This window comes from Rhizobium sp. WSM4643, from assembly GCF_025152745.1.
Taxonomy (GTDB): Bacteria; Pseudomonadota; Alphaproteobacteria; order Rhizobiales; family Rhizobiaceae; genus Rhizobium; species Rhizobium leguminosarum_I.
Genome location: NZ_CP104040.1, coordinates 64,580 through 77,818, shown reverse-complemented (window position 1 = coordinate 77,818; position 13,239 = coordinate 64,580). Strand labels below are relative to the sequence as shown.

16 protein-coding genes are annotated in these 13,239 nt (G+C 60.8%); 10 read left to right on the top strand and 6 right to left on the bottom strand.

Annotation, left to right across the window (positions count from 1 at the left end; genetic code table 11):
• Positions 1-7: 7 nt before the first annotated feature.
• From yihA to N1937_RS00385, 5 genes are all read left to right on the top strand, one after another.
• A complete protein-coding gene (gene yihA, locus N1937_RS00405) occupies positions 8-661 on the top strand; it encodes a ribosome biogenesis GTP-binding protein YihA/YsxC (RefSeq protein ID WP_017966788.1) in 654 nt (217 codons plus the stop codon).
• 263 nt (positions 662-924) lie between these two features.
• Entirely contained in the window at positions 925-1,134 is a 210-nt protein-coding gene (locus N1937_RS00400; protein ID WP_003588915.1) for a cold-shock protein, read from the top strand.
• A gap of 132 nt (positions 1,135-1,266) precedes the next feature.
• On the top strand, positions 1,267-1,491 hold the full coding sequence (locus N1937_RS00395) for a hypothetical protein (protein ID WP_260057184.1): 225 nt from the start codon (positions 1,267-1,269) through the stop codon (positions 1,489-1,491).
• Between the two features lie 127 nt (positions 1,492-1,618).
• Positions 1,619-1,894 (top strand): hypothetical protein, encoded by a 276-nt coding sequence (locus tag N1937_RS00390; protein WP_003544996.1) that lies wholly within the window; start codon positions 1,619-1,621, stop codon positions 1,892-1,894.
• A 123-nt stretch (positions 1,895-2,017) separates the two neighbouring features.
• Positions 2,018-3,094 carry a sensor histidine kinase gene (locus N1937_RS00385; protein ID WP_170257414.1) on the top strand — a complete coding sequence of 359 codons (1,077 nt, stop codon included), beginning with the start codon at positions 2,018-2,020 and terminating at the stop codon, positions 3,092-3,094.
• A gap of 272 nt (positions 3,095-3,366) precedes the next feature.
• Here N1937_RS00385 and N1937_RS00380 read toward each other — a convergent pair whose 3' ends face one another.
• From N1937_RS00380 to N1937_RS00370, 3 genes are all read right to left on the bottom strand, one after another.
• Complete coding sequence (locus N1937_RS00380) at positions 3,367-3,921, bottom strand: fasciclin domain-containing protein (protein WP_260057183.1); 555 nt, start codon at positions 3,919-3,921, stop codon at positions 3,367-3,369.
• Positions 3,922-4,045: 124 nt separating this feature from the next.
• Positions 4,046-4,765: an anti-sigma factor gene (locus tag N1937_RS00375; RefSeq protein ID WP_170257412.1), complete on the bottom strand. Its 720-nt coding sequence runs from the start codon at positions 4,763-4,765 to the stop codon at positions 4,046-4,048.
• The gene (locus N1937_RS00370) at positions 4,762-5,301 is read right to left on the bottom strand and encodes a sigma-70 family RNA polymerase sigma factor (RefSeq protein ID WP_222386629.1); all 540 of its coding nucleotides are present in this window, start codon (positions 5,299-5,301) and stop codon (positions 4,762-4,764) included. The genes N1937_RS00375 and N1937_RS00370 overlap by 4 nt, the downstream gene beginning before the upstream one ends.
• 143 nt (positions 5,302-5,444) lie before the next feature.
• Between N1937_RS00370 and argB the strand changes: the two genes are divergently transcribed.
• Both argB and N1937_RS00360 read left to right on the top strand, forming a co-directional pair.
• Positions 5,445-6,332, top strand: a complete 888-nt coding sequence (gene argB / locus N1937_RS00365; protein WP_018068726.1) for an acetylglutamate kinase — start codon at positions 5,445-5,447, stop codon at positions 6,330-6,332.
• Between the two features lie 68 nt (positions 6,333-6,400).
• Entirely contained in the window at positions 6,401-7,549 is a 1,149-nt protein-coding gene (locus N1937_RS00360) for an alpha-hydroxy acid oxidase (RefSeq protein ID WP_260057182.1), read from the top strand.
• A 172-nt stretch (positions 7,550-7,721) separates the two neighbouring features.
• Here the strand turns inward: N1937_RS00360 and N1937_RS00355 are convergent, their stop codons facing one another.
• Together N1937_RS00355 and N1937_RS00350 are read right to left on the bottom strand one after the other, a co-directional pair.
• On the bottom strand, positions 7,722-8,492 hold the full coding sequence (locus N1937_RS00355; protein ID WP_260057181.1) for an isocitrate lyase/PEP mutase family protein: 771 nt from the start codon (positions 8,490-8,492) through the stop codon (positions 7,722-7,724).
• On the bottom strand, positions 8,489-9,577 hold the full coding sequence (locus N1937_RS00350; RefSeq protein ID WP_260057180.1) for a bifunctional transcriptional activator/DNA repair enzyme AdaA: 1,089 nt from the start codon (positions 9,575-9,577) through the stop codon (positions 8,489-8,491). The genes N1937_RS00355 and N1937_RS00350 overlap by 4 nt, the downstream gene beginning before the upstream one ends.
• A 102-nt stretch (positions 9,578-9,679) precedes the next feature.
• On the opposite strand from N1937_RS00350, the gene N1937_RS00345 reads away from it, so the two are divergent.
• Positions 9,680-10,387, top strand: coding sequence for a pyrimidine 5'-nucleotidase (locus tag N1937_RS00345; protein ID WP_260057179.1), 708 nt, complete (start codon positions 9,680-9,682; stop codon positions 10,385-10,387).
• A gap of 104 nt (positions 10,388-10,491) precedes the next feature.
• Positions 10,492-11,133 carry an EF-hand domain-containing protein gene (locus tag N1937_RS00340; RefSeq protein WP_260057178.1) on the top strand — a complete coding sequence of 214 codons (642 nt, stop codon included), beginning with the start codon at positions 10,492-10,494 and terminating at the stop codon, positions 11,131-11,133.
• A 101-nt stretch (positions 11,134-11,234) separates the two neighbouring features.
• On the opposite strand, the gene N1937_RS00335 is transcribed toward N1937_RS00340, so the two are convergent.
• Positions 11,235-12,101, bottom strand: coding sequence for an LOG family protein (locus N1937_RS00335; RefSeq protein WP_260057177.1), 867 nt, complete (start codon positions 12,099-12,101; stop codon positions 11,235-11,237).
• A 192-nt stretch (positions 12,102-12,293) separates the two neighbouring features.
• Here N1937_RS00335 and dapD point away from each other — a divergent pair, with 192 nt between their 5' ends.
• Positions 12,294-13,154 carry a 2,3,4,5-tetrahydropyridine-2,6-dicarboxylate N-succinyltransferase gene (dapD, locus tag N1937_RS00330; RefSeq protein ID WP_260057176.1) on the top strand — a complete coding sequence of 287 codons (861 nt, stop codon included), beginning with the start codon at positions 12,294-12,296 and terminating at the stop codon, positions 13,152-13,154.
• The last annotated feature ends 85 nt before the right edge of the window (positions 13,155-13,239 follow it).

The window sequence follows — 13,239 nt, the reverse complement described above, 5'->3', positions numbered from 1 at the left end:
AGCCTGCATGTCCGACATCGAAAAGCCGCTCTTCGGCCACCCATGGATCTTCATCCGCGGCGTACCGTCCCTGAATTTCCTGCCGCCGGAAGGGCCGCTGGAAGTGGCCTTCGCCGGTCGCTCGAATGTCGGAAAGTCGTCGCTGATCAATGCGCTGGTCGGCCAGAAGGGCCTAGCACGCACCTCGAACACGCCGGGGCGTACGCAGGAACTGAACTATTTCGTTCCGGACGGTTATTCCGGCGAAGGCCAAGACCTGCCGCCGACAGCGATCGTCGACATGCCGGGCTATGGTTATGCGCAAGCACCGAAGGAACAGGTCGACAAGTGGACCAAGCTCGTCTTCGATTACTTGCGTGGCCGCGCAACGCTGAAGCGCGTCTATGTGCTGATCGACAGCCGCCACGGTATCAAGAAGAACGACGATGACGTGCTTGATCTGCTCGACAAGGCAGCCGTCTCCTACCAGATCGTGCTGACCAAGACCGACAAGATCAAGGCGGCTGGTGTACCGAAGCTCATTGCCGAAACGGCGGAAAAGATCCGCAAGCGCCCGGCCGCTTATCCCGGCGTGCTGTCCACCTCGTCAGAAAAGGGCGATGGGCTGGACGAATTGCGCCAGGCGATCGCCGAAACCGTCGGCATCGCCCGCTGGAAATAGACGGCCTGAGCACCCGGACGCGAAGTCATTTGGTGTAAAGGTCGCCGCGGCATCCCGCAGTTGAACATAGCAGGGCCTAAAAACTAACGGTTGACGACACAGCTTTGATGAGCTAGATAGCGGTCATCGAATTTTGCTTGCTGGCTTGGTTATCGCGCGATTGGCACCGCGCTCTGAACGAACTTCCTTTCAAAAATCGCTATCACCATCCGCATCGCCTCGGCGTTGCGGTTCTTCAATTTGCTATGAAAGGGTTCATCATCATGACCACCGGCACAGTTAAATGGTTCAATTCCACCAAAGGCTTCGGCTTCATTCAGCCTGACAACGGCGGCGCTGACGCCTTCGTTCACATCTCCGCCGTCGAGCGCGCCGGAATGCGCGAACTCGTCGAAGGCCAGAAGATCGGCTTCGACCTCGAGCGTGACAACAAGTCGGGCAAGATGTCCGCTTGCAATCTCCAGAACGCTTAATTCGGTATCTGCTTTCCTTTGACCACGGATGTACTGGCACTGCCGGAAGCACATTATCAATCCAAGGCCAGGCGATTTGCCTGGCCTTTTTGTTTTCGCTCGCGCGTCGAGCCCACGAGTATCGGAGCCAACATGACAGAAACATACAGCAAATCTCGCCAGCGGGCGGAGATTGCCTTCGGCAGCGTCCAGACCCAGTTTTTCGCGAAGAACCAGGCGGCCGAGGAGCTCGAATCCGACGCCCAATCGCAGCAGGCAAAGACGTTGCGGCTTCGGGAGGCCCGGCTTGCGAGGGAACAGAGTAACCGGGTGTCGGCCACCTCTGCCCTCATTGCAAAACACGCCAGGGCCTGCTGAGATCACAAGCCGATTGACAAGGCTCGAAATTTAGACCGCGCCTGAAACGATGGGCTTGCAGATCGCGCGCTGAAGGACGACCCGAAGCGTGCTGACATTCACTCGCATCGCATCAAGGAATTCATCAATGGCAGAGACTCCGCAGGAACTTCAGTCGATCAATACGGCCTGGCAGATCGCCATTCAGGAAATTCTGCGCATGGTGATCAGAGACATGTATCACGGCGGCGGCGAGGCTTCGTTCAAGACGCATATCAAGCGTATCGAAGAAGCGGCCGTCGACAGTATTTACACGGATTTGCGGCTGCGCGGGACGGATGAATGGACGGAAGTGCTGGTCAAGGAAAGGGCGAGCAATTTCGTCACGACGCTGCTGACGTCATTTACCTACGACCGGACTTAAATCACCCTTTGGCCGGCAGTCGATGGACGCGCCGCCGATCAACGCTTGCGTCCCCGCAGTTTTTAAGCCAACGCTTAATTCTCCTGCCGTGTCGGGAGCAGCCGTGTCCACGAGTAATATTTGATGACCGATAGCAAAGACCAGCCCCTTTCGCCCGAAGGTGTGGACAGCCTGCCTCACCTTGCCGAAGCCCTTGATGATAGCCGGTTTCGGCACTTTCTCGATCATGTCCCATTCGCGGTGGCTGTCTCCGAACTCAGTGGCGATGAACCGCTGATTTACGTCAACCTCGAATTCGAACGGCTGACGGCGCTGGAGGCAACCGAGGTCCAGGGAAAACCCTGGCCGGAAATTGAATTGAGCTCCACCGCCGTCTCCGGAGAGGTGCCGCTCACCGCCGCCGTGACTTCTGCGGAGGAGTATATCGGTGCCTTCTCGCTGGTGGCCGAACCCGAGAGCAACGTCATTGTCGATGTCTGGTCGAATACCATCGTTGACGATGATGACACCCCGCTTTTCCGTTTGGTGGCTTTTGCTGCCCGCAATGAGACGACGGCCGCTGAGAGTTTCGGCGAACTGCTGACGGAGAAAGATGTCCTTCTGCGGGAACTTCAGCATCGCGTGAAGAACAATCTGCAGATGATCACGGCGCTCATCCGAATGGAGGCGCGCAATGCTCAACAGAATGAGGAAAGCGAAAGGTTTGCGCGCCTTGCCGGGCGGATTGAAGCCTTGGCTCTGCTCTATCGCTCGCTGTCGGACGAAGAGAAGGGCGCCACAATCGATCTTGGCACCTATGTGAGCCAGATTGCCGCTTCTGTGATGGCGGCCCATGCGGTGGAAGGGATCAGGCTGGACATGAAGGTCGATACCTGGCCGGTCTCCGTCGATGTCGCCATGCCGGCCGGCCTCGTCATCAATGAACTCCTCACCAATACGCTGAAGCATGCTTTCGTGGGGCGCGATGGCGGCGAGATCACGCTTCGCTGTGTCGTCAGCGATACCGGCTGCAGGACTACCGTTGCTGATAACGGGGTCGGTCTTCCCCAGGATGTGACCTGGCCTCAGCCCGGGAAGCTCAGCGCGATGATCGTACAGTCGCTGAAACAGAATGCCCGCGCCGAGGTTGAAGTCACCTCGTCCCCTGACACCGGCATGAGTGTCAGCCTCGTCTTCCCGAGAGCTGAGGCCGCCCAATAGAGCGCCGCGCATCTTTTCAGATGCGCTAAGGACGCTCTATCGCCTTGAATTTGCGCGTAATCCTTTCCGAAATCGATTCCGATATCCGGATTATGCGCTAGCCACCTCATCAATCTGTGTTTTGGGGCGCCCTTAGAGCGGTTCAGCTTTCCATGGACGCGCAGAACCGCTCTAACCTTTTGTTTTTGCGCAATTCCGGACGGAAAACCGCTCTGCACTTTTCCTGGAATTGCTCTAGGAGCCCCCCAATGCGTCTGCCGATACGAGCGGGCTTACATCTTCGGCAGCAGCACCTTGTCGACGACGTGGATGACGCCGTTCGATTGTTTGACGTCGGCGATCGTCACATGGGAGACACCGCCGTTTTCGTCGGTCAGGGTGATCCTGCCCATGCTTTCCTTGGCTTTCAGCACGCAGCCGCCGACGGTGTTGATGTCGTGCTCGCCGCCGTCATCCTTGATCATCTTGGCAACGGTCTTGGCCATCGCATCGGCGGCAACGACGTGGCAGGTCAGAACCTTGGTCAGTGTCGCCTTGTTTTCCGGCTTCAGCAGCGTATCGACGGTGCCTTTCGGCAGCGCGGCGAAAGCTTCATTGGTTGGCGCGAAGACGGTGAAAGGACCCTTGCCCTCGAGCGTGCCGACCAGGCCGGCGGCCTTGACGGCTGCGACCAACGTCGTGTGATCCTTTGAATTCACGGCGTTCTCGATGATGTTCTTGCTATCGAACATCGCAGCACCGCCAACCACCGGGTTTTTCGCGGCGGCAAAGGCGACAGCGGACATGGCGGCGGCGAGCGCGAAGCCGCGCAATACGGACTTGATCATGATTTTCTCCTCACCGGACACCATCCGCGGGCTTTATGCCTGAGCGTCGTCCGGACATTTCGAACTACGGAGGGCTGTGCGGAAGAGTTTCAGGCAGGAGAAAATGATTTATGGCCGGCGCAGATTATGGTCGGCGCAGGGGCCCGCTTGCGATCACCGGGCCGGTCGTCTGGCCGGTCGGCGAGCCGCCGAAGGGTTCGAGGCTGACGGCAAGTGTTGCGCCATCGGCGATCTGGTTGCGCAGATCGGCGGGAATGACGAGTTCGCCGCTTTCGCCCGGCTGGAAGACGCCGAGCGATTTCGGCAGGCCGCTGCCCGGCACCAGCCAGAGTTCCAGCGACTTCTCCTTCGGCTTGCCGGCCGCGACCGGCACGATCTTCAGCCGGCCGCTCTGCAGCTCGTAGGAGGCGAGAAGATTGATGGTGCTGTTCTGGCCTGAAAGCGAGGCCACCAGCGGTGCCGGCCCCTGCGGCTGCGGCACCACGCCGGAGGCGAAGATGACGGCGCTGACGGCGACGACGGCGCAGGCGAAGCTCAGCGAGCGCCAGAAAACGGCGGAATTCCAAAGCCCTTGCGAAAAGGATGCGGGCTTTTGGCCATCGCCGAACAGCCGCGCCTCGATCTGCTTGAAGGTTTCCCGGTTCGGAACGACACCTTCATACTCGTCGTTGAAGGCGGAGAGGTTGGTTTCCCAGCGGCTGACGATCGCAGCGAAAGGCCGGTCGTGGCGCATCCGCTCTTCGACCACCCGGCGATCCTGCAACGACAGGACGCCAAGCACATATTCGCCGGCGAGAACCTCGTCGCGGGAGCGGTCTCCCTTGCTTTTGTCGGGCGATGTCATCGTTCCATGCACTCTCTCAGTTTCAAGAGGCTGCGCCTGAGCCAGGTCCGCATCGTGTTCAGCGGGACACCAAACTGATCGGCCAGTTCCTGATAGCTCAGCCCTTCGACATAAGCCCGTTTCACCGCGACCGCACGATCAGCTTCCAACTCTTCCATGCAGGTGTCAATCCGCCTTCCTTCATCCTTTGTCATGGTCTGTCTTTCCGGGTCTGGTCCGGCATCGGCGAGATCATAGACCGTATCCAATTCGTCGGCGACGGGCTTGCGCGCCCGCAGCGCATCGATCGACCGGTTGCGGGCAATCGCAGCCAGCCACGCCGAGGACGAACCCGAAGCGACGGAGAAGCCGCGAGCGCGCTGCCAGATGCCGATATAGACTTCCTGCAGGACCTCTTCGGCTTCCGTGCGATCCTTCACGATACGCAGGCAGATCGAGAAAAGTTTCGGTCCGGTCTGATTGTAGAGGGCTACGAAAGCCCTGCGATCGCCGAGTGCGACGCGGCCGATCAGGTTTGCAATCTCATCGCCTTGCATGCCGTTCCCCATATCAAGCTTGCGTGCGCCGGACGGTAGCGGCTGCCGGCTTCGCGCCAGATACGAAAAACTATTGCCCTCTGGATTATTCCCTCTGTCAGAAAGTTGCGATAAAAGGCCGCGAACAATTCTGCGGGGTTCCCATGAACGAAACCGAAAGCGAAATGCAGGCACGGCTTCTGGCCAAGGCGCTGCCCTTCATGCAGCGCTACGAGAACAAGACGATTGTCGTGAAATATGGCGGCCACGCCATGGGTAATCCCGAGCTCGGCAAGGCCTTTGCCAGCGACATCGCCCTTTTGAAGCAGTCCGGAGTCAACCCGATCGTCGTTCATGGCGGCGGCCCGCAGATCGGCGCCATGCTGAGCAAGATGGGCATCGAATCGAAATTCGAGGGCGGGCTTCGCGTCACCGACCAGAAGACGGTCGAGATCGTCGAAATGGTGCTCGCCGGCTCGATCAACAAGGAAATCGTCGCCCTCATCAATCAGACCGGCGAATGGGCGATCGGTCTTTGCGGCAAGGACGGCAACATGGTCTTCGCCGAAAAGGCGCGCAAGACAGTGAAGGATCCGGATTCGAACATCGAGCGCGTGCTCGACCTCGGCTTCGTCGGCGAAGTGGTCGAGGTCGACCGCACGCTGCTCGATCTGCTCGCCCGCTCCGAGATGATCCCGGTCATCGCGCCCGTGGCGCCCGGCCGCGACGGCGCCACCTACAATATCAATGCCGATACCTTTGCCGGCGCCATTGCCGGCGCGCTGAACGCCACCCGGCTGCTGTTCCTGACCGATGTGCCGGGCGTTCTCGACAAGAACGGCCAGCTCCTCAAGGAGCTTTCCGTCGCCGAAGCCCATGCGCTGATCGCCGACGGCACGATTTCGGGCGGCATGATCCCCAAGGTCGAGACCTGCATCGATGCGATCAAGGCCGGCGTGCAGGGTGTCGTCATCCTGAACGGCAAGACTGCCCATTCCGTGCTGCTCGAGATCTTCACCGAGCACGGCGTCGGAACGCTGATCGTTCCCTGATCGAGGCTGCGCCTTTCACCACCAAGGGCGGATCTTCATCACACGGGAACAGGGTATCGAGGAAAGAAATGCGCCTGACAGATTGCTATAATTTTCACGATTTCCGGCGCATGGCCAAACGGCGTCTTCCCGGGCCGATATTCGACTATATCGACGGCGGTGCCGATGACGAGGTGACGTACCGGCGCAATACGGCGGCCTTCGAGGCTTGCGATCTGGTGCCTGACGTTTTGCGCGGTGTGGCCGAGGTCGACATGTCGGTGACCGTCATGGGGCAGAAGCTCGCAATGCCGGTCTACTGCTCGCCGACGGCGTTGCAGCGCCTTTTTCACCACCAGGGAGAGCGGGCGGTCGCGGCGGCGGCGGCAAAACACGGGACGATGTTCGGCGTCTCCTCGCTCGGCACGATCAGCCTGGAGGAGGCGAGACGGATCAGCAGCGGACCGCAGGTCTATCAGTTCTACTTCCACAAGGACCGCGGCCTCAACCGCGAGATGATGGCGCGGGCGAAAAATGCCGGCGTGCAGGCGATGATGCTGACGGTCGACAGCATCACCGGCGGCAACCGCGAGCGCGACAAGCGCACGGGCTTTGCCATTCCCTTCAAGCTCAATCTTGCCGGCATGACCCAGTTCGCGATCAAGCCTTCCTGGGCGATCGACTGGCTGACGCACGAGCGCTTCCGGCTGCCGCAGCTCGAAAACCACGTCAAGATGGATGGTGGCACGTTGTCGATCAGCCGATACTTCACCGAGATGCTGGATCCCTCGATGGCGTGGGACGACGTGGCGGCGATGGTGCGCGAATGGGGCGGTCCATTCTGCCTTAAGGGCATCATGTCGGTCGAAGACGCCAAGCGCGCGGCCGAGATCGGCTGCAGCGGCATCGTGCTTTCCAATCATGGCGGGCGCCAGCTCGACGGCTCGCGCAGCGCATTCGACCAGCTGGCCGAAATCGTCGACGCCGTGGGCGACCGGATCGACGTGATGATGGATGGCGGTGTGCAGCGGGGAACGCATGTTCTCAAAGCGCTGTCGCTGGGGGCGAAGGCTGTCGGGCTCGGGCGCTACTATCTCTTCCCGCTTGCCGCTGCCGGACAGCCCGGCGTCGAACGGGCGCTGGAGACGATGCGCACCGAGATCGAGCGCGGCATGAAGCTGATGGGCTGCACCTCGGTCAGCCAGCTCAGCCGGCGGAATCTGCGCTTCCGTTCCTGAGCGGAGCGGGATTTCATTCCGGGGCCGCAGCCTTTCGCACTAAAGCGCGTCGCGATCTTTCGGATTCGCTCGTCGCGCTTTAGCTCTTTGTTTTTACGCATGCCGTTGTCGCAAAACCGCTGCACACTTTTGCGCGACATGCTTTAGATCTGCGGCCCTCGGGCATTCGACGTCAGAGCGGGTTATAGATCGCCGCCGCCTCCTGTTTCAGCTTTTCCATCATCGACCGGTAAGGCCCCGGACCATAACTGACGCGGCCGACGCCGAGCTTTGCCAGCGCCTTCACATCGGGGGCACCTGTCCGCATCATGATGTTGACCGGCAGCGGCGATGCGGCGCAGATCTTCTCGATCAAGGCGGGATCGATCAAGCCAGGCACGAAGAAGCCGCTGCCGCCGGCGGCCGCATAGGCCTTGCCGCGCTCGATCGCCTCGTCCACCAGACCGGCATGTTTGGAAAGATCGCTCTCGGCCAGGAAGAGATCGGTGCGAGCGTTGATGAAGAAGGGAATGCCTTTACCTTCCGCCATGGCGCGAATGGCGCGGATGCGGGCCGCCTGCCTCTCGGCCGGATAAAGCCCGCCACCGCCGATCACCTGATCCTCGAAGTTGATGCCGACGGCGCCGACATCCACCAGCTTGGCGACGTTGGCGGCCGCTCCCTCAGGCTCGGCCGAATAGGCGCCTTCGAAATCGACCGAAAGCGGCAGATCGACGACAGCGGTGATCGATTTCGCCGTCTCGACCAGCACCGACATCGGCAGCTTCTCGCCGTCGGCATAACCATGGGCAGCGGCGACCGACCAGCTTCCCGTGGCAAGCGCCCTGGCGCCGGCATCGGCAACCGCCTTCGCCGTGCCGGCATCCCAGATATTGTAGAGAACCACGGGGTTGCCCTTGCGGTGCAGCGTGCCGAACAGCTCGGCCTTTTCAGTCTGGTTCATGCCGTCTCCTCCATTTTAGGTACTTGGTTAGGTGCTTGTGCTCTGATCTTCTCTTCATGCCGCAGCAGCCATTGCTTGCGCCAGAGCCCACCGCCATAGCCGGTCAACGAACCATCCGCACCGAGGATGCGATGGCAGGGTACGATGATGGCAAGCTGATTGGCGCCATTAGCGCGGCCGACGGCACGCACGACCTCCGGCCTTTCCATCTCCCTCGCAAGATCGCCATAGGCGCGCGTCTCGCCGGCAGGAATCTCCATGAGCTTTGCCCAGACGTGCTTTTCAAAGGGCGTGCCACCAAGGGCCAATGGCGTTCTGAAAACCGTCAACCGCCCTTCGAAATAATCCCGGATTTCTGCTTCAACCTGGTCGATCGCCGGCGTGCGGCCGATCGCAACCGAGGAGCGGACACGCTTCTGCAGCGCCTCGAGCTCGGTCGGCAGTGCCTTGCGATCGTGGAATTCGAGAAGATGCAGATGCGTCTTGTCGGCAACGGCCACCATCGCCCCGAGCGGGGTGTCGAACCAGTCGGCAGAGAGTAGTTCGCGGTTCTGCGACAGCACCGGCGCCTTGCCGACGAGCCGCTGGAAAGCCGTCCGGAAACCGCTTGGAGAGTCATATCCCGCCTCAAGCTGCGCATCGATGACGCGCGCGCCATCGGCCAGTTGCCGGGCCGCTTTACCCAGCCGGATATAGCGGACGATATCATGGAAGGTCATGCCGAGCCCGCGTTTGAAGGCGCGACGCACGGTCGAGGGATCGTGGCCCCGGCGCACGAGCTCATCCTCGGTCCAGCGCAGCTGCGGCTCGCGGTCGAGCGCGGCAAGCAGCTCGTCGACGATCGGCTCCCTGCCCGGCTGCTCCAGCGGCCTGCAGCGCTGGCACGGGCGGAATCCCGAGTGCATGCAGGCGGCGATCGTGTCGAAAAAGAGCGTATTTTCCCGCTTCGGCTTGCGTGCCGGGCAGGTCAGACGGCAGAAGATGCCGGTCGTCTTGACGCAGACATAGGCTTGGCCCTCATAATCGGCACTGCGCGCGATCAGGGCATCATAGAGCGTATCATCGTCGGGGCGTTCGAAAAGCATGAGCGCTTCCTACCACTCCACGCCGGCGCCGTCCGCCGAAAATCGGGCGTCTATTCTTTCTTGTCGATTTCCTTGGCGGATAAGCCGTGCCATAAGACCGCCATGACCAAGATCGACCGCACGCCCGATAAAGCCGATTTCCAGCACGTCACAGACTGGGTCTTCGACCTCGACAACACGCTCTATCCGCATCATGTCAATCTCTTCGCGCAGATCGACAAGAACATGACCGCCTATGTTGCGGCACTCTTGCAGATGGAGCGGGAAGAGGCGCGCAAGCTGCAGAAGCAATATTACCTCGAGCATGGCACGACTCTGCAGGGCCTGATGATCCATCATGGCATCGACCCGAACGACTTTCTCGAAAAGGCGCATGCGATCGACTACACGGCGCTGACGCCGCAGCCGGAACTCGGCGAGGCGATCAAGGCGCTGCCGGGGCGCAAGTTCATCTTCACCAATGGCAGCGTCAAACATGCCGAAATGACGGCGGAGGCGCTCGGCATCCTCGAGCATTTCGACGACATCTTCGATATCGTCGCTGCCGACTACGTGCCGAAGCCGGCGCAGGCGACCTACGACAAGTTCACGGCGCTGAAGCGGGTCGAAACCACCAAGGCGGCGATGTTCGAGGATCTGCCGCGCAACCTGACGGTGCCGAAGGCGCTCGGCATGCAGACCGTGCTGCTGGTGCCGCGCAATCTGGAAGAGACGGTCGTCGAATGGTGGGAAAAGACCAGCGGCGAGGAGGATCATATCGATTTCGTCACCGACGATCTCGCCGCTTTTCTCCGCAAGATTATCGGCTGAAGCATTACGAAGTTTTCATTCAGCTTACCGATGTTTAACTGGGTCTTCGGTGCCTGCTGCCATATCTTCTTTCGTGAGGGGACACCTTACGAAAGGCAAACACGATGTACCGCAACAAGCTGATACTGGCAGCGCTTTCCTCCACCCTCATCTTCGGCGCAGCCGCCGGGGCAGGTTTTGCCGCACCGGGCGACGGATCGCGCCAGCATGCCGGCATGGGCCGACCCGGTCCGGGCGCCGCTGCCTTCCGCGAAATCACCTATGTCCGCATGCTGAAGCAGTTCGACACGAACAAGGACGGACAGATCTCCAAGGACGAAGCGACCGCCGGCATCGACAAGATCTTCGCTGCGATCGACACCAACAAGGACGGTTCGCTGACACCGGCCGAAATCCGTGAGTACCGGAAAACGCAGATGCAGGCGATGAGAGATCAGCGCAAGCAGGAGGCCGGCGAAAACAAGGATGCGAACGCCGCACCAACGGCACCTGAAACCGCCGACAACAACGACCAGGGACGGCCGCCGCGCGACGGCCACGACGGTCGTGACGGACATCGCTGGATGCGCCATGGCGGCAACTTCATGCGCGCCTCGCTGATGATGCAGCGGATCGACTCCGACCAGAACGGCCAGATCTCCAAGCAGGAAGCCACAGCTGCCTTCGACAAGCTGTTTGCGCGGATGGACCGCAACAAGGACGGCGTCATCTCGATCGACGACATGCCGGACCGGCCGCTTCTGTAAGGCCGAACGAACCGTTCCTCCCGCTCCATTGCCGCTCCGGCAGAAAGGAGCGGGGGAAATTGTGAATGCGTGTCGTTCGGCCGAACCGCGCGCTTGAGCCCTTACTCGCGGTGTTCGTAGAAATCCTGGATGATCTTCCATGCCGCTTCTGCCGTATCGACGAAGTTGATCAGTTTTACGTCGTCCGGCGCGATCGTGCCGAATTCGGCCAATGCCTCGAAATTGATGATGCTCCGCCAGAACGCCTCCCCGAACAGGATCAGCGGCAGGCGCTCCATGCGGCCGGTCTGGATCAGCGTCAGGCATTCGAAGAATTCGTCAAGCGTGCCGAAGCCGCCGGGAAAGACCGCGATCGCCTTGGCGCGCACCATGAAGTGCATCTTGCGGATGGCGAAATAGTGGAAGTTGAAGCTGAGTTCCGGCGTCACATAGGCGTTCGGCGCCTGCTCGTGCGGCAGCACGATGTTGAGGCCGATCGAAGGTGCGCCCTCGTCGGCCGCGCCGCGATTGCCCGCCTCCATCACCCCGGGGCCGCCGCCGGTGACGATGACATATTCGTGGAAATTCAAGGTGGCCGAATATTTCGAGCAGAGCCGGGCGAATTTGCGCGCCTCGTCATAATAGACGGAGGCCGCCTCCAGGTTGACCCGCTGGATATCGTTGCGGGCTGCCCAGGCGCTCTGGCCGGGGGCGGGAATGCGGGCGCCGCCGAACATGACGACGGTCGACTTGATGCCGCGCTCGGTCAGCATCATCTCCGTCTTCAACAACTCCAGCTGCAGGCGGATCGGCCGCAATTCCTCGCGGCAGAGGAAATCCTCGTCGACATAGGCAAGGCGGTAGGCAGGCGATAGCGTCTGCGGCGTCTTCGGCACGGCTTCGGCGCGCTGCCTGTCGGTCGAGCTGCTCTTCAGCGGGTCCCATACGCCATCCTTGCGCCGCGAACCGCCGTTTCGTCCCTTCGCCATGTCGAAATGCCTTTCAGTATTGCCGGCTTCGAAGCCGGATATGTCGCTATAACGTCTTGAATCCAGGTATCATCTTGTTGGAAAAATCTTTCCGTTCTACGGCTTCATGCTGTAGAGCAGGGTAAACCCCGCCAACCGCAATTCCGGAGACACCCCGTCTCCACGATAAAGATCGAAGTTTAAGGAATTCTCATGAGCGCCACCGACCTCGCATCCCTCGAAAAGATCATCGAAGCCGCCTTCGACAATCGCGACAATGTGAACACGTCGACGAAGGGCGAGGTTCGCGATGCGGTCGAATCAGCCCTCGATCTGCTCGATGCCGGCAAGGCCCGCGTCGCCGAACGCTCCGCCGACGGCGCCTGGACGGTCAATCAGTGGCTGAAGAAGGCCGTGCTGCTCTCCTTCCGCCTCAACGACATGGACGTGGTCAGGGGCGGCTCGGGCAATTCCACCTGGTGGGACAAGGTTCCTTCGAAATTCGAAAACTGGGGCGAGAACCACTTCCGCGCCGCCGGCTTCCGCGCCGTGCCGAACTGCGTCGTGCGCCGCTCGGCCTATATCGCCCCGAACGCCATCCTGATGCCCTCCTTCGTCAATCTCGGCGCCTATGTCGGCGAAGGCACGATGGTCGATACCTGGGCGACGGTCGGCTCCTGCGCGCAGATCGGCAAGCATGTGCATCTCTCCGGCGGCGTCGGCATTGGCGGCGTGTTGGAACCGATGCAGGCCGGCCCGACGATCATCGAGGACAATTGCTTCATCGGTGCCCGTTCCGAGGTGGTCGAAGGCTGCATCATCCGCGAAGGCTCGGTGCTCGGCATGGGCGTCTTCATCGGCAAGTCGACCAAGATCGTCGACCGCGCCACCGGCGAGGTGAGCTACGGCGAAGTGCCGCCTTATTCCGTCGTCGTCGCCGGCTCGATGCCGTCGGGCAATGCAACGATGGGCAACGGCCAGCCGGCGCCGCATCTCTACTGCGCCGTCATCGTCAAGCGCGTCGATGAAAAAACCCGCTCGAAGACCGGCATCAACGAGTTGCTCAGAGATTGATGACTTCAGGACATTGATCCGGTAAACAGACGGCGTCTTTTTACGCGATGCGGCCCCGCCTTGCCATGTCTTTGCCATTCCCGCC